The organism is Streptomyces sp. NPDC102283 (assembly GCF_044766265.1).
Taxonomy (GTDB): domain Bacteria; phylum Actinomycetota; class Actinomycetes; order Streptomycetales; family Streptomycetaceae; genus Streptomyces.
This window is the reverse complement of the sequence record NZ_JBIWLQ010000001.1, coordinates 19,797-34,825: the sequence shown is the minus strand read 5'-3', so window position 1 is coordinate 34,825 and position 15,029 is coordinate 19,797. Positions and strand designations below refer to the sequence as shown.

The following is a 15,029-nucleotide window of genomic DNA, read 5'->3' as shown; positions in this document are numbered from 1 at the left end:
TTCCGGCGGTCAGCCGGTATCAGCCGCCCAGGGCGGCCCCCACGGCGACGACGACGAACATCAGCACGAGCACGGCCGCCATGATGCGGTTTCTGGTCTTCGGGTCCACCCTTCGAGCGTAACGGCACCGCTCACCGTCCCAGCGCCCAGGCCCGCACCGTCTCGTAGCGCGGCCGCTCCCCCGGCACCCCGGACACCGGCAGAACGCTCCGTACGAGACTCAGCTCACCGGCCTCCCAGCGCTCCCCCTCGAACCCCGCCAGCGCCGCGGCGAAGGGCCTCAGGTCCGCCTCGCCCCGGCTCCGGGCCAGCGTGAGGTGCGGGGCGTAGCGGCGGTGCTCCTCCATCGGCAGCCCGGCCCGCCGGGCGGCGGCGCCGGCCCGCTCGGCGAGCAGCCGCAGCGTGTCGAGCCCGGAGATCGTCGAGGGGACCGTCCACATGTCGCCGCAGCGTGACGCGCACGGGGAAATCACCTTCGACATCCTGGAGCAGTTGCGCACCAACTACGGACGCCGGCAGCTGAAGACCGACGTACGCATCGACTTGCCCGGCCTCCTCAACGGCTTCGCCCGCGATGTCGCGGCTGTCACGCAGGACGCGTCCACGGCCGCGGACGGCCGCTGGCGCTACCAGGACATCGAGTTCGTCGCCGAGGTGATCTCCAGGAGCACCGCTGCCGACGACTACGGCTCCGAGAAGGCCACCTACGCCCTCGCCGGTGTCCCCGTGTACCTCATCGTCGATCCGTACACCGGGACCTGGCACCTGGCACCTGGCACCTGGCACCTGCACACCCTGCCGAAGGAGGACCAGTACCGCAGCGTCCTGAGCCTGGACTTCGGCACCCCGGTCGACCTCACCTCGACCGTCGTCGGCCTCGTCCTCGCCACCGGTGCCCTCCCCCGCGACTGACCCCGCGCCCCCGCACGCGAAAGGCGCCCTCCCCACTCCCGGGGAGGGCGCCTTTCGCGTCGCTCACGCAGCCGTCGCCAGCTGCTCGCGCGGGACGAAGCGGACGTGCGGGCGGCCCGGGCGGAGGTCGACCTTCAGGCGGAGGCCGCCGACGCGGGCGAGGGCGAAGCCGACGCCCAGGGCGGCGATCACCGAGATCGCGCCGCCGGCCGCGAAGCCGGTGCGGGGACCGTACGTGTCGCTGATCCAGCCGACGATCGGGGCGCCCACCGGCGTGCCCCCGGCGAAGACCATCATGTAGAGGCTCATCACCCGGCCCCGCATCTCCGGGTCGGCGGCCATCTGGACGCTCGTGTTCGCGGTGATGTTCGTGGTCAGGCCGAGCATGCCGATCGGGACCAGCAGGATCGAGAACAGCCAGACCGACGGGGACAGCGAGGCGGCGATCTCCAGCAGCCCGAACGCCGTGCCCGCGATCACCAGCATCCGCAGCCGTGTGGAGCGGCGGCGGGCCGAGAGCAGTGCGCCGGCCAGCGAACCGGCCGCCATCAGGATGTTGAAGAACGAGTACATGCCCGCGCCGCCGTCGAAGATCTCGTCGGCGTAGGCGGTCAGCCAGATCGGGAAGTTGAAGCCGAACGTGCCGACGAAGCCGACCAGGACGATCGGCCAGATCAGCTCGGGGCGGCCCTTCACGTAGCGCAGGCCCTCGCGGAGCTGCCCCTTGGCGCGGGGGACGGTCACCGAGGCGTGCATCTCGTTGGTGCGCATCATCAGCAGGCCGACGAGCGGGGCCAGGAAGGAGAGGCCGTTGAGCAGGAAGGCCCAGCCGCTGCCGACCGTGGTGATCAGGACGCCCGCGACGGCGGGGCCGATGAGCCGGGCGGACTGGAAGTTCGCCGAGTTGAGGCTGACCGCGTTGCGCAGTTGCGCGGGGCCGACCATCTCGGAGACGAACGACTGGCGGGCCGGGTTGTCGACGACGGTCACCATGCCGAGGAGGAAGGCGACCAGATAGACGTGCCAGACCTCCACGACCCCGGTCAGGGTCAGGACGGCCAGCGCGATGCCGCACAGGCCGAGCAAGGCCTGGCTGACGAGCAGGATCTGCCGCTTCGGCAGCCGGTCGGCTATGACGCCGCCGTACAGGCCGAAGAGGAGCATGGGAAGGAACTGGAGGGCCGTGGTGATGCCCACGGCCGTCGCGGAACCCGTCAGGCTCAGCACGAGCCAGTCCTGCGTGATGCGGGACATCCAGGTACCGGTGTTGGAGATCACGGCGCCCGTGGCGAACAGGCGGTAGTTGCGGATCTTCAGCGACGAGAAGGTCCCGCCGGTCTTGCTCTCGTGGGTGGAAGTCGGTGCGGGGGCGGAGTCTGCTCCGGATCCCGTACTCAAAAGGGTTCGCCTCCTCGGGCGTCTGCGGCGTTCGGTCCGACGGGGACGTGACGACGGGCGCTCCGGCGGTGATCCGGGGCCGGACCGGCTGGTACGTCCGGTCCGGCGGCGGATCATCGTCGGCGCGCCCGCGGGGTCACAGGTGGGCGAGCTTCTCCAACACGGGCGCGGCGGCCCGAAGCGTCTCCCACTCGTCCTCGTCCAGGCCCTCGGCGAGGTGGGACAGCCAGGCGTTCCGCTTGGTGCGGCTCTCCGCGAGCATGGCCTCGGCCTGCTCGGTCTGGCTGACCCTCTTCTGCCGACGGTCATCGGGGTGCGGTTCCAGCCTGACCAGCCCCTTCGCCTCCAGCAGCGCGACGATGCGGGTCATCGACGGGGGCTGCACGTGCTCCTTGCGGGCCAGCTCACCGGGGGTGGCCGAACCGCAACGGGCAAGGGTGCCGAGCACCGACATCTCGGTGGGGCTCAGCGACTCGTCGACACGCTGGTGCTTCAGACGACGGCCCAGCAGCATCACGGCGGAGCGGAGGGAGCTCACGGCGGCGGCACTGTCGCCGTCGTGGATCAGGTCAGGCATGTTTGTTAGCGTAACTCATTACCCAACCTAAATACCACCTGGTGGTACACGCGCGAGAAACTGATCACCCGAACGAGTGAGTTAGAAGCGGAAAGTGACGCACAGAGCGCTCCGGGGCGGCGACCCTGCTGGGCATGGGATCGACAGTGCTCAGCCTACGGATAGACGGTGAGCTGCTCGACCGGCTCCGGCAGCACGCCGCGAAACGCGGAATGAGCGTCCAGGACTATGTGGTCCGGACGCTCATTCGCGACGACTTCGACGAACGCTTCACCGCGGCCGTCGAGGAGACGGAGAAGTTCTACGGCGACGCCCGAGGGAACGTGACGCCACCGATCACGTGAGGCCGAGCGGCGGCGTCACGGAGAAACCGATCACGTGAGGCCGAGCGCCGGCATCGCGTAGTAGAAGACGAACACCGCCGAGACCACGTACATGGCCACCGGCACCTCACGGCCGCGCCCGGCCGCCAGGCGCAGCACGGAGAAGGCGACGAAGCCGATGCCGATGCCATTGGTGATCGAGTACGTGAACGGCATCATCACCATCGCGAGGAACGCCGGGACCGCGAGCGTGTAGTCGCTCCAGTCGATGTCCCGCACCGAGCCCGCGATGATCAGGAAGCCGACCGCCAGCAGGGCGGGCGTGGCCGCCTGCGACGGGACCATGGTCGCCAGCGGTGTGAGGAACAGCGCCACCGAGAAGAGCAGACCGGTCACCACGCTCGCCAGTCCGGTGCGGGCGCCCTCGCCGACGCCGGCGGTGGACTCCACGAAGCACGTGGTGGCGGAGGAGGAACTGCCGCCGCCCGCGGCGACCGCGATGCCGTCCACGAACAGCACCTTGTTGATGCCCGGGAAGTTGCCGTCCTGGTCCATCAGCTTCGCCTCGTCGCCGACGCCCAGGATGGTGCCCATCGCGTCGAAGAAGCAGGACAGCAGCACGGTGAAGACGAACAGGACGCCGGTCAGGACGCCGACCTTCTCGAAGCCGCCGAACAGGCTGACCTCGCCGAGCAGCCCGAAGTCCGGCGCGGAGACCGGGTTGCCCGGCCACGCGGGCGTCGTCAGGCCCCACGCCCCGTCGGGCAGGTCGGCCACCGCGTCGATGACCAGGGCGACGGCCGTCATGGCGACGATGGAGATCAGGATCGCGCCGGGCACCTTGCGCACGATCAGCGCGAGCGTGAGCAGCGCGCCGAGGACGAAGACGAGCACCGGCCAGCCGTCGAGGTGGCCGCTGCCGCCGAGCTGGAGCGGCACGGTGGTGTGCGCGGCGTCCGGGATGCGCGAGACGAAGCCGGAGTCGACGAGGCCGATCAGCAGGATGAAGAGGCCGATACCGATCGCGATGCCCTTGCGGAGCGACTTCGGCACCGCGTTCATCACGCGTTCCCGCAGCCCGGTGGCGACCAGCAGCATCACCACGACGCCCGCGAGGACGACCATGCCCATCGCGTCCGGCCAGCTCATCCGGGGAGCGAGCTGGAGCGCGACGACCGTGTTGACGCCGAGACCGGCGGCGAGCGCGATCGGCACGTTGCCGATGACGCCCATCAGCAGGGTGGAGAACGCGGCGGACAGCACGGTGGCGGTGACCAGCTGACCGTTGTCGAGCTGGTTGCCGTACATGTCCTTCGCGCTGCCCAGGATGATCGGGTTGAGCACGATGATGTACGCCATCGCGAAGAACGTGGCGAACCCGCCGCGGAACTCGCGTGCGACGCTCGACCCCCGCTCGGAGATCTTGAAGAACCGGTCCAGGCTGCCCTGGGGCTGCGGGGCCGCGGGGGGCGGGGAGTCGACCGGAGCGGTGGCCGAGGGGGGCATGGGTGACCTCAGTCGTACGTAGAGGGGTGGGTGCGATGGGACGAAAGGTGATCGAAATTGGATGTTCAGACGAACGAATCGAGCCAACCCAAAGCAGATTCAGTATGAATACATCAAGCGAAGATCGCTATCTCCGCGCGTAGACCCGCGTGGCCGCTCGGCCCGACCGGGCCGTTCGGGGCCGTTCCGGGCCGTTCCGGGCCGTACGCCCCTCGATCAGGTGGCCCCATACACTGAACTCATGGAGAAGTGGACACCGAAGCACGAGGCGCCCGAGCCCCTGGAGGGCCCCGTCGTCGCCACCGTCGTGGGCGGCACGATCCTCTGGTTCGTCCTCTTCCTCGCCCAGCTCCCCTTCTACGGCTGGTTCGCCGACCGCGGCCACACCTGGTGGGTGTGGACCCCGCTGGCCGGCGCCGGACTCGGTCTGATCGGGATCTGGTACGTCCGGGGGCGTGACGCCGCCCTCAAGCGGCACGCGGCCAAGGTCGAGGCCAAGGACGCCGCAGGGGCCGCGGCGACGGACAGCGCGCTGGGCGGCGGCCCGGCGGGCCGCGCCGACCGGACGGCCTGACCACCCGGGGCACCTGACCTCCCGGCCTCGTCGGCCCGCCCCCGTACGACCTCGGGACCCTCTTCGTCCTCCCCTGGTCGGATCTTCGACCCTCCGGCGGGTGATTCGACGCGCACGCCCGTACCGTCGAACCCATGACGCAGCGGGCACTCGATTCCTCCGGGGAGCAGACCCCCGGAACCTCCCGGCCGGCCATGATCGACGCGGGGGCGGAACTCGACCCCGTGCACCCCATGGAGCCACCTCCGGCCCGCCGACCGGACGGCCTGAGCACCGCCGAGGTCGCCGAACGGGTCGCGCGGGGCGAGGTCAACGACGTACCCGTACGTTCTTCGCGCTCGGTCGCCGAGATCGTCCGGGCCAACGTCTTCACCCGGTTCAACCTGATCATCGGCGTCCTCTGGGTGATCATGCTGTTCGTCGCGCCGATCCAGGACAGCCTCTTCGGCTTCGTGATCGTCGCCAACACCGGCATCGGCATCATCCAGGAGTGGCGGGCCAAGAAGACCCTGGACAGCCTCGCGGTGATCGGCGAGGCCAAGCCGACCGTGCGGCGCGACGGGGTCGCCGCCGAGATCTCCACCTCCGGGATCGTCCTCGGCGACCTGGTCGAGCTCGGCCCCGGGGACAAGGTGGTCGTGGACGGCACGGTCGCCGAGGCCGACAGCCTGGAGATCGACGAGTCGCTGCTCACCGGGGAGGCCGACCCGGTGATCAAGCGGGCCGGCGACCCGGTGATGTCCGGCAGTTTCGTCGTCGCGGGCGGCGGCGCGTTCACCGCGACCAAGGTGGGCCGCGAGGCGTACGCCGCACAGCTCGCCGAGGAGGCGTCGCGCTTCACGCTCGTCCACTCGGAGCTGCGCAGCGGCATCAGCACGATCCTGAAGTACGTCACCTGGATGATGGTGCCGACGGCGATCGGGCTGATCATCAGCCAGCTGGTCGTGAAGGACAACAACTTCAAGGACTCGGTCGCCCGGACCGTCGGCGGCATCGTCCCGATGATCCCCGAGGGCCTGGTCCTCCTCACCTCCGTCGCCTTCGCCATCGGCGTCGTACGACTGGGCCGCAAACAGTGCCTGGTGCAGGAACTGCCCGCCATCGAGGGTCTCGCCCGGGTCGACGTGGTCTGCCTGGACAAGACCGGGACCCTCACCGAGGGCGGCATGGACGTCACGGAGGTCCGGCCGCTCAACGGGAGCGACGGGGCGTACGTGACGCGGGTGCTGCGGGCGTTCGGCTCCTCGGACCCCCGGCCCAACGCCAGCCTCCAGGCCATCATCGACGCGTACCCGATGGGCGGCGGCGACGCGCGTCCGGCAACCGGCGGCGACGCTCCCGCGGCGGGCGACGGCGAGAGCTGGACGGTCACCGACGCCATGCCGTTCTCCTCGGCCCGCAAGTACAGCGGCGCGGCGTTCGCGGAGGCCGACGGAACGGCCTCCGCCTGGCTGCTCGGCGCCCCCGACGTCCTGCTGTCCGAGGGCGACGCGCCCCTCACCGAGATCGAGCACCTCAACGAACAGGGCCTGCGCGTGCTGCTGCTGGCCCGCGCCGAGGGCGGGCTGAACGCGCCCGGCGCGGCGGCCGGAGCCGCCCCCACCGCCCTGGTCGTCCTGGAGCAGCGGCTGCGGCCGGACGCGGGCGACACGCTCGCCTACTTCGCCGACCAGAACGTGGCCACCAAGGTCATCTCCGGGGACAACGCGGTCTCGGTCGGCGCGGTCGCCGGGAAGCTGGGCCTCGCGGGCGCGGAGAACACGCTGGACGCCCGCCGGCTGCCCACGGACCCGGACGCGATGGCCACGGCCATGGAGGAGAACGCGGTCTTCGGCCGGGTCACCCCGCAGCAGAAGCGGGACATGGTGGCCGCCCTCCAGTCGCGCGGCCACACGGTCGCCATGACGGGTGACGGGGTGAACGACGTCCTCGCCCTCAAGGACGCCGACATCGGCGTCTCGATGGGCTCGGGCTCGGAGGCGACGCGGGCGGTGGCCCAGATCGTGCTGCTGAACAACAGCTTCGCGACGCTGCCCTCGGTGGTCGCCGAGGGCCGCCGGGTGATCGGCAACATCACCCGGGTCGCGACGCTCTTCCTCACCAAGACGGTCTACTCGGTGCTGCTGGCGGTCCTGGTGGTCTGCACCCAGGTGGAGTACCCGTTCCTGCCGAGGCACCTGACCCTGCTCTCCACGCTGACCATCGGCGTCCCGGCGTTCTTCCTGGCGCTCGCGCCGAACAAGGAGCGGGCCCAGCCCCACTTCGTACGCCGGGTCATGCGGTACGCGATCCCCTCGGGCGCCATCGCGGCGGCGGCCACCTTCGCCACGTACCTGGTGGCGCGGCACCACTACAGCGGCGAGGGCGCGCTGGAGGCCGAGACGAGCGCGGCGACGCTGACGCTGTTCCTGGTCTCCATGTGGGTCCTGGCGATCATCGCCCGCCCCTACACGTGGTGGCGCGTCGGCCTGGTGGCGGCGATGGGGCTCGGCTTCCTGATCGTGCTCGTGGTGCCGTGGCTCCAGGACTTCTTCGCGCTGAAGCTGGTGGGCGCGCCGATGCCGTGGACGGCGGTCGGCATCGCGGTGGCGGCGGCCGCCCTGCTGGAGTTCGTCTGGCGCTGGGTGGGGCGGCGCTTCGGGATGTAGGGACGGGTCCGCGCGTCCCCCGGGAGGCGCGGGCACGGGAAAGCCCCCGGGAGGGCCGTGGTCCTCCCGGGGGCTTTCGCCTGTCGGTCCTACTTCACGTCGAGGAAGTCGCCCTTGGCCGAGACGGCCGGGGTGCTCGGCGTGCCGGCGAAGCTGTAGCGCCAGCTGCCGTCGGCCGAGGCCTTGACGGTGGTCTTCAGGGTGCCGGTCGAGCTGGTCTTGACCGTCTTGACGGTCGTGTAGCTCTTGGCGCCCTTCTTCTTGAACTGGAGCTTCACGGCCTGCTTGCTGTAGCCCTTGTACGTGCCGGTGTCCCAGTTGGCACGGGTCAGCTTGCCGGTGACCGTGATGGTCTTGCCCTTCTTCACGGGCTCCGGGGAGGCGTTGACGGTCAGCTTGGAGAAGCGCTGGACGCGGACCTTGGAGACCGCGTCACGCTCCAGCTCCTGACCGTCGTTGGCGCCGGCCGCGGCCCCGACGCGCCACCAGGTGGCGTCCGAATTGAGCATCAGGCCCGGGTTGAGGGTGATGGTGCCCTTGCAGGTGGTGGTGGTCGCGTTGACCACCTTGCAGGAGATCGACTTCTCGTCCGGGCCGAAGCCGAAGCTGTCCTCGGCGTCGATGGACGAGCCGATCCAGATGAACGCGGCGGCGCCGGCGATGCCGGAGTCGTCGGTGGCCGTCACGGTGTAGGGCACCGTCTGCTTCGACTTGGTGCCGAGGACGATCGGCTTGCCGCCGTTGACGACCGCCGAGGTGAACTTGGCGTCGCCGACCTGCTTGGCGGCGAACGAGCGCTTCGACTTCTCCCCGGCCGAGGGCTGGGGTGCTGTGACGCCGTGGTCCACGGTCCACGAACGACCGTCATCGGCCTGCGCGGCCGGTACTGCGAGAGCGGAAAGGGCCAGGGCGCCGGAAACGGCGGCCACGGTGGCACGAATACGCATGTGTCCCCAAGTGGAGAAGGGGCCCCGGGGCGCGGTTGTGTCGCCAGCCCGGCGGGACCCATCTGATCCATGAGCCTCTTGGCTCACAGGAACAGACGGACGACCCACGCCAATGGTTGTACGATCTATGACTTTTTCGTGAAGACCGTTCGACGCGACCGTGCGCCCGCCGCAAGCCCCCAGGAGCCGACGGCGGACGCACGACAGCCACTACTTGACGTCGACGAAATCACCGGCGGCCGAGACGGCCGGGGTGGTGGACGTACCGGCGAAGCTGTAGCGCCAGTAGCCGTCGGCCGAGGCCTTGACGGTGGTCTTCAGGGTGCCGGTGGAGCTGGTCCTGACCGTCTTGACGGTCGTGTAGCTCTTGGCGCCCTTCTTCTTGAACTGGAGCTTCACGGGCTGGTTGGTGTAGCCCTTGTACGTGTTGGTGTCCCAGTTGGCACGCGTGAGCTTGCCGGTCACGGTGAGGGTCTTGCCCTTCTTCACCGGCTCCGGGGAGGCGTTCACGGTCAGCTTGGAGAACCGCTGGACGCGGGTCTTCGCCTGGGTGTCGTTCCAGATGAAGTCCTCCTTGCCGAGGCTGCCCGCGAGCGCTCCGGCGGCGACGTTCCAGGTGCCGGCGAGGCTGCTCGTGTAGAGGTCGTCGGATCGCGGGTCGACCGTGATCGAGACGGTGCACGTGGAGGTGGTCGGGTCGGCCGAGACCTTGCAGTCGCCGAGCTCCTGGGTGGGAGCGAGGAAACCGTCGACCTCGTCGATGTGACCGTGCCACAGGTAGGCGAACGCGTCGTCGATGCCGGACGGCGACGAGGCCGTGATCGCGATGGTGAACTTCTGCTTGGACTTCGTACCCACCACGATGTCCTTGCCGCCGTTGACGACGACCTTCTTGATGACGGGCACTTCGGCGGCCCGGGCGGCGCGGGCCTTGCCGGCGGATGCGCCGGACTCGGCGGCGAAGACCTCGGCGCCGGACGGCAGGCTCAGGCCCGCGTCGGGCTTCTCCTCGGCCTGGACGGCCGGTACGGCAAGGGCGGAAAGGGCCAGGGCGCCGGTGACGGCGGCCACGGTGGCACGAATACGCATGTGTCCCCAAGTGGAGAAGGGGCCCCGGGGCGCGGTTGCGTCGTCAGCCCGGCGGGACCCGTCTGTTGCTGTGAACCTGTTGGCTCACCGGAACAGACAGGCCGCGCACGTGAACGGTTGTGCGAGTCTGTGACTTTTCTGTGAAACTCACGTCCTCGCCGGGACCGCCGCCCGAAAGGGCTCAGTCGAACCAGCGGTCCCGGGCCAGCTCCTCCGTCCGGGACGGGTCCTCCAGCAGGGCCGCGACCTCGAAGCGGCGGGGCCACTGGCCGGCCGCCCAGGCCAGGCCCGCCGCCACGCCCTCCAGGGTCGCGGCGTGGACGACCCCGTCCGGGGTGCGGCGCCAGTCCATTTCGACGCCGCCCGCGCGGAGTTCGGGGTGCTCGACGTACGTGTCCGGGGTGCCGGGTCCGAGCAGGACGCGGACCGACTCCGGTACGCGGTGCTCCTCGCCCTCGCTCGTCACACCCGCCTCGATCGTCTCGCCGAGCCTCCGCACCTGGAGCAGCTCGGCCAACTCGGCGGCCCGGGACGGCGCTACGGGAAGCAGGGGCAGGCCCTCCGCCAGCGGCAGCACGTCGGGGGCGTCCGCGATCACGGCGTCCGCCGCGTCGACCACCGCCACGTCCCCGTCCACGACCGCGCGCAGCTCGTCCGGCAACGTCACCTGGTCCGGGTCCAGTTCGGCCAGCGCCGTGTAGAGCGCGTGCAGCTGTACGGGGGTGACGGGGCGGTCCTCGTCGGCGAGCCGGCCCAGCAGTTCCGCCGCACCGCCCGGCTCGTCCAGGAGGGCCGCGACCGAGGTGCGCACGCCGAGGGCCCGCAGCACCTGGGCGTCGTCGAAGCCGGTCGCGTCCACCGCGTCGTACAGCCCGGTCAGCCGGGGGTCGCCGCCCGCCGCGCGCAGTCCGGCCGGGCGGCGGCCGTCCAGCACGGGGTGGTCGCGCAGCCACCACGCGGTGTACGGGCGCACGGACCGCGTCGTGCCGTCCGGGAGCAGCACCCGCACCGGCTGGGTCAGCGCGTCGCGCAACGGCGGCCGCGCGAGCATCGCGAGCGCCTGCGGCCAGGCGTCGTCGTCGACCAGGTCCAGATCCCGCACGGCGACGATCTCGGTGGCGACGGGCGGCACCGGGGTCTCGGGCAGCTGGTCGAGGAGGTCCTCGCACCAGACGTCGACGGCGTCCAGCAGCCCGGCGTCGTCGGGTTCGGCGAAGTCGCTGTCGCGGGGCTCCAGTTCGTCCGGGTCCAGGACGACGTCGGTGGCCCGCACGAGGGCGAAGGTGGCGAGCACCCCGCAGGCGGTGAGCGGGCCTTCGCCCCAGCGGTCGGCCAGTTCCTGGTCGCAGAGGGCCAGTTCGCCCTCGCGCATCACCTGGGCGAACGCGCTTGCGGGGTACACCAGTTCACCTGCCGGGGCCGGTTCGCCGTCCTCGTCGGGGAGGGCGAGCGCGCCGAGCCAGGGCTCGTCGCCGGGGGCCAGCTCGGCGTCCCGGACGAGGGTGAGCACGGTCTCGGCCAGCTCGTCGCCGTCGAGCGCGTCCTCGTCCCAGATCTCCCCCGCGTCCAGCGAACCGGCGACGGCCGCGCGCACCTGGGGAGTCGTCAGCACGGCGCGCGGCGTGGCGGGCAGGGCCCCGAGCTTCTCCAGCAGCGGATGAGCGGCGTCCGGGTGGGCGACCTTGAGGCCGAGGCGGGAGAGCCGGGCGAGGACGGGGCCGGTGAGCGCGTCCGGAAGCGGCAGCAGGATCTGCCGCGGTCCGATCGTGGTGCGCGGCGGACGGCCCGCCCGCTCGTCGTCCGGATCGCCCGCGAGCGGGACGGGGAGGCCGCTGAGCCGGTCGGGGTCGGTGCCCGCGAGGCTGTCGTAGAGCCGGTGCCACCAGGCGGGGTCGCGCTCCAGACCGGCGAGGCGGTCGATGGCCTCGGTCAGGGGGACGCGGGCGACGCCGAGGGTGCGCAGCTCGGTGCGGCGCTCCAGGCCCGCGGGCAGCAGACAGGGCAGCACCTCGGCGAGCACCCGTACGGTCTCGGCCCCGACGCCCTCGACGACCTCCGCCTCCACGGGCCGCAGGGCGGCGGTGTCGGGGGCGGCGGTGCCCTCCGTACAGTCCTGGTCCTTGTCCCAGTCGTCCGCCCAGCCCGGCTCGGCCTCGGGGTCCCGGGGCGCGGCGGGCTCCAGGAACGCGACCCGGGGCAGCCGCGCCAGGATCGCACCGCGCAGGGCCCCGTCCAGGCCGCCCTTGCCCAGCGGCCCCGGCACCAGGTCGATGGTCCCGGTCGACACCGGCCGCCAGGAGCCCAGCAGCTCCGCGTAGGCGTCGGCCGCCCGCTCCACCAGGAAGTCGGTCAGCGGCCCCGGCGCGGGGTGCCTGCGGGCGGTGTCCAGCGGGAGGGAGGCGATGAGCAGGGCGGGGATGCCGAGCGGTTCGTCGGTGGGCGTCGGGGCGTGCACGACGGGTGCGGTACGGGGGTGGAGCGGGGCGCCCGCCTCGTCGACCGGCACGGCCCAGGTCACCGACCAGTGCGGGCGCAGCCGCTCCTCGACCGGACGGTCGGCGAGCAGGGCGGGCTCGACGGGTCCGTGGTGGAGCACGGTGCGCCAGCGGCCCAGGCCGTGCGCGGAGTCGTCGATGTGCGTGTACGGGCCGTGGGCCGACCGGCTGAGGGTCCGCGTCCCGTCCGGGGTCTCGATGACGACCTCGTCCAGGCCGGGCAGCGTGAGGAGCAGCGCGTCGTCCACGGCGGCCAGCAGCCGGGCCACCAGGTCCTCCGCTGTGCCGTCGCGCAGCGGCAGCACGACGACGGTGTCGTACCCCTCGGGTGCGGTGCCCTCGGCGGGCAGCGGCAGGCGCAGCAGCGGTACGTGTCCGTCGCGGCGGCGGAGCTCGTCCCCGAGGCCGGGGCTCCCGACGGCGGCCTCCCGGGCCAGCTCGCGCGCCTCGGCCAGCGACCAGCGGACGCCGCCGTGCCGGCCGAGCACGGCGGGCTCGTCGCTGACCGCGAGGACGGCGGCGAACCCGACGCCGAAGCGGCCGACGGAGGACTCGTGGCCCTCGCGCTTGGCGGAGGCCCGCAGGGTGCTCAGGGACTCCACGCCGGTGGCGTCGAGCGGCGCGCCGGTGTTCGCGGCGGCCAGCACGCAGCGGTCGTCCGGGTCGCCGGGGGCGGCGGGGTGCAGGGTGAGGCGGAGCCTGCCGGGGACGCGGGCGCGGGCGGCGGCGTCGGCGGCGTTCTGGGCCAGCTCGACGACGAGGCGGTCGCGGTAGCCGCCGAGCGCGAGGTCCTCCTCGGCGTTGGCGTCCTCCCGGAACCTGGCGGGCCCGGCCCCCCAGGCGTCGAGCACGCCGCGCCGCAGCCGTGCCGTCCCGAACGGATCGGCCCCCTCGGTCGCCTTCATGCTCACGCTCTCGACTCCGTCCGCCGGGTGGGGGCCGCGTATGCCTGTGCGGCCCGGTGTGCGCCCGAAGGTACCGTGCTTTCCCGGCACGCCCGGCGTTTGAGGACGGGCCTTCGCTCAGGTGAGCGGCCACATCAGGCAGGGGCCTTGGTCACAGGGCCCCGCAACGTCACCCCGGACCCACGTCAAGGGTTCCGTCCTCAAGCGCCGGACCGGCTGAAATGGCTCACCGCACCCAGCCGGTCCGGCCACCACCCAGCCCGTCCGGCGTTTGAGGACGGAACCCTTGCCCGGGCGTGCACCGTAGACAGGGCCCTCGGGCCCAGGCCCCCTCGCGGCACTCCGCGGCCGCCTTGCGATTGCGGGCACCGCGAGCCCGGACCCCTCAGCGGGCAGGAGCGTCAGGAGTGGCCCAGGTCCTCCGACGCCCCGTCCGTCTCGGCCGGCACGGAGCCTTCGCCCCGCTCCGGCCGCAGCGAGTACGCGTCCACCCGCATCGTGTCCAGCGCGTGCGGCGCCGGCTTCGGCGGCGGCGGCATCACCGCGGCCTCCGAGTGCCCGCCGCAGCCGTACGCCAGCGACACCACATGCCCGTCCGCCGGGCCGAACTCGTTCGCGCACACCCCGAAGGCCTGCTTCAGGGAGCCCGCCATCGGGATCAGGAACGCGCAGCTGACGCACGCCGCCGGGGCCGCCTGGGCCATCGGCGTCTTCGGGCCGAACTCCTCGTCCCAGCGGTCGGCCGCCGCGTACAGCCCGTACCGGGACAGCACCCGCGCCCGGCGCGTACCGAGCTCGTCCGCGACCGCGGCGATGGACCCGCGGCTGGTGGCGGCCACCGGCCGGTCCGTCAGCTCGGCGTCCTCCGAGTCGGCCAGCTCGGCCAGCTCCCGGGAGACCACGGAGTTCGGCGGCGGCTCGTCCTCGCCGGTCCAGCCGGGCTCCAGGCGCAGGTCCTCCGCCTCGGTGGGCAGCAGGTCGCCGGGGCCCATGTCGCCAGGACGCAGCCGCTCGCTCCACGGCACCCACTCCGGCGCCAGGAGGGCGTCGTCCCCCGGCAGCAGCACCGTTTCGTCCAGGGTGATGTTCTTCGCGCGGGAGGCCCGCGCGACCGTCACCGCCCAGCGCCAGCCCCGGTACCCGGGCTCCTTGGCCTCGAAGTAGTGCGTGACGACCCGGTCTCCCTCGGAGATCACGCCGATGTGCTCACCGACCACACCGGGCGCGGCGGCCTCCTCCGCCGCAGCGCGCGCGAGGTCCACCGCCTCGGCGCACAGGCGGTCGGGAACGGGGGTCCGGGCCGTACGGCTTCGCGTCGTCGTCGCAGCACTCACAGGTCTTCGCTTCTCTCCATACGCCAGTCTCACGAGCGCGCCAGCTGCTGCACGATTGCCGTTTCGGCCAGACAAGTGCGGGCGGAGCGGACCTGGGGGCCGCGTCGACGTCCACACCCGTTGTGCCTGCCTCGGGCGCGCCTTCTGCCACCCATTCTGCGGGATCGCCGAGAGGCGCGCGGCCAAGAACAACCGCCGGTGGCGCGTTACGCACGCTACCCTCTCCGCCGCTCCGCGCCCACCTGCCCGTCCCAAACGTGCCGTATCCGATCCCGCCGGTTTCCCTCCGATGCCGATCGGACGCGGGCGGCGGCGGGGCCA

The 15,029-nt window shown here is 72.0% G+C and carries 11 protein-coding genes and 1 pseudogene; 4 read left to right on the top strand and 8 right to left on the bottom strand.

The genetic code is table 11. The features are described 5' to 3' along the window. Positions 1-131: 131 nt before the first annotated feature. Positions 132-413: pseudogene (locus ACIRJT_RS00155) on the bottom strand (2'-5' RNA ligase family protein); the annotation flags it as partial. 25 nt (positions 414-438) lie between these two features. On the opposite strand from ACIRJT_RS00155, the gene ACIRJT_RS00150 reads away from it, so the two are divergent. Next, complete coding sequence (locus ACIRJT_RS00150; protein ID WP_403902486.1) at positions 439-912, top strand: Uma2 family endonuclease; 474 nt, start codon at positions 439-441, stop codon at positions 910-912. 63 nt (positions 913-975) lie between these two features. On the opposite strand, the gene ACIRJT_RS00145 is transcribed toward ACIRJT_RS00150, so the two are convergent. Together ACIRJT_RS00145 and ACIRJT_RS00140 are read right to left on the bottom strand one after the other, a co-directional pair. Next, complete coding sequence (locus ACIRJT_RS00145; protein ID WP_403902483.1) at positions 976-2,310, bottom strand: MFS transporter; 1,335 nt, start codon at positions 2,308-2,310, stop codon at positions 976-978. A 136-nt stretch (positions 2,311-2,446) separates the two neighbouring features. Then, positions 2,447-2,887 carry a MarR family winged helix-turn-helix transcriptional regulator gene (locus ACIRJT_RS00140; protein WP_007452526.1) on the bottom strand — a complete coding sequence of 147 codons (441 nt, stop codon included), beginning with the start codon at positions 2,885-2,887 and terminating at the stop codon, positions 2,447-2,449. Between the two features lie 134 nt (positions 2,888-3,021). Here ACIRJT_RS00140 and ACIRJT_RS00135 point away from each other — a divergent pair, with 134 nt between their 5' ends. After that, the gene (locus tag ACIRJT_RS00135) at positions 3,022-3,231 is read left to right on the top strand and encodes a hypothetical protein (RefSeq protein ID WP_403902480.1); all 210 of its coding nucleotides are present in this window, start codon (positions 3,022-3,024) and stop codon (positions 3,229-3,231) included. A 30-nt stretch (positions 3,232-3,261) separates the two neighbouring features. On the opposite strand, the gene ACIRJT_RS00130 is transcribed toward ACIRJT_RS00135, so the two are convergent. Further along, positions 3,262-4,716: an NCS2 family permease gene (locus ACIRJT_RS00130; RefSeq protein ID WP_403902477.1), complete on the bottom strand. Its 1,455-nt coding sequence runs from the start codon at positions 4,714-4,716 to the stop codon at positions 3,262-3,264. 241 nt (positions 4,717-4,957) lie between these two features. Between ACIRJT_RS00130 and ACIRJT_RS00125 the strand changes: the two genes are divergently transcribed. Continuing rightward, complete coding sequence (locus tag ACIRJT_RS00125; protein WP_402025460.1) at positions 4,958-5,290, top strand: DUF2530 domain-containing protein; 333 nt, start codon at positions 4,958-4,960, stop codon at positions 5,288-5,290. Between the two features lie 134 nt (positions 5,291-5,424). After that, positions 5,425-7,938, top strand: a complete 2,514-nt coding sequence (locus tag ACIRJT_RS00120) for an HAD-IC family P-type ATPase (protein ID WP_403902474.1) — start codon at positions 5,425-5,427, stop codon at positions 7,936-7,938. Between the two features lie 89 nt (positions 7,939-8,027). Here ACIRJT_RS00120 and ACIRJT_RS00115 read toward each other — a convergent pair whose 3' ends face one another. The 4 genes from ACIRJT_RS00115 to ACIRJT_RS00100 all read right to left on the bottom strand — a co-directional run bounded on the left by ACIRJT_RS00115 (position 8,028) and on the right by ACIRJT_RS00100 (position 14,651). Beyond that, positions 8,028-8,885 carry a calcium-binding protein gene (locus ACIRJT_RS00115; protein WP_403902471.1) on the bottom strand — a complete coding sequence of 286 codons (858 nt, stop codon included), beginning with the start codon at positions 8,883-8,885 and terminating at the stop codon, positions 8,028-8,030. Positions 8,886-9,095: 210 nt separating this feature from the next. After that, entirely contained in the window at positions 9,096-9,974 is an 879-nt protein-coding gene (locus ACIRJT_RS00110) for a calcium-binding protein (protein WP_403902468.1), read from the bottom strand. 181 nt (positions 9,975-10,155) lie between these two features. Further along, entirely contained in the window at positions 10,156-13,374 is a 3,219-nt protein-coding gene (locus ACIRJT_RS00105) for a sacsin N-terminal ATP-binding-like domain-containing protein (RefSeq protein ID WP_403904366.1), read from the bottom strand. Between the two features lie 401 nt (positions 13,375-13,775). Beyond that, complete coding sequence (locus ACIRJT_RS00100; protein WP_403904363.1) at positions 13,776-14,651, bottom strand: DUF3027 domain-containing protein; 876 nt, start codon at positions 14,649-14,651, stop codon at positions 13,776-13,778. Positions 14,652-15,029 lie beyond the last annotated feature (378 nt).

Bases quoted from the DNA above. Each gene is read 5' to 3' on its own strand.
- ACIRJT_RS00150 (WP_403902486.1), top strand. From the start codon at position 439: ATGTCGCCGCAGCGTGACGCGCACGGGGAAATCACCTTCGACATCCTG.
- ACIRJT_RS00140 (WP_007452526.1), bottom strand. From the start codon at position 2,887: ATGCCTGACCTGATCCACGACGGCGACAGTGCCGCCGCCGTGAGCTCC.
- ACIRJT_RS00135 (WP_403902480.1), top strand. From the start codon at position 3,022: ATGGGATCGACAGTGCTCAGCCTACGGATAGACGGTGAGCTGCTCGAC.
- ACIRJT_RS00130 (WP_403902477.1), bottom strand. From the start codon at position 4,716: ATGCCCCCCTCGGCCACCGCTCCGGTCGACTCCCCGCCCCCCGCGGCC.
- ACIRJT_RS00125 (WP_402025460.1), top strand. From the start codon at position 4,958: ATGGAGAAGTGGACACCGAAGCACGAGGCGCCCGAGCCCCTGGAGGGC.
- ACIRJT_RS00120 (WP_403902474.1), top strand. From the start codon at position 5,425: ATGACGCAGCGGGCACTCGATTCCTCCGGGGAGCAGACCCCCGGAACC.
- ACIRJT_RS00115 (WP_403902471.1), bottom strand. From the start codon at position 8,885: ATGCGTATTCGTGCCACCGTGGCCGCCGTTTCCGGCGCCCTGGCCCTT.
- ACIRJT_RS00110 (WP_403902468.1), bottom strand. From the start codon at position 9,974: ATGCGTATTCGTGCCACCGTGGCCGCCGTCACCGGCGCCCTGGCCCTT.
- ACIRJT_RS00105 (WP_403904366.1), bottom strand. From the start codon at position 13,374: ATGAAGGCGACCGAGGGGGCCGATCCGTTCGGGACGGCACGGCTGCGG.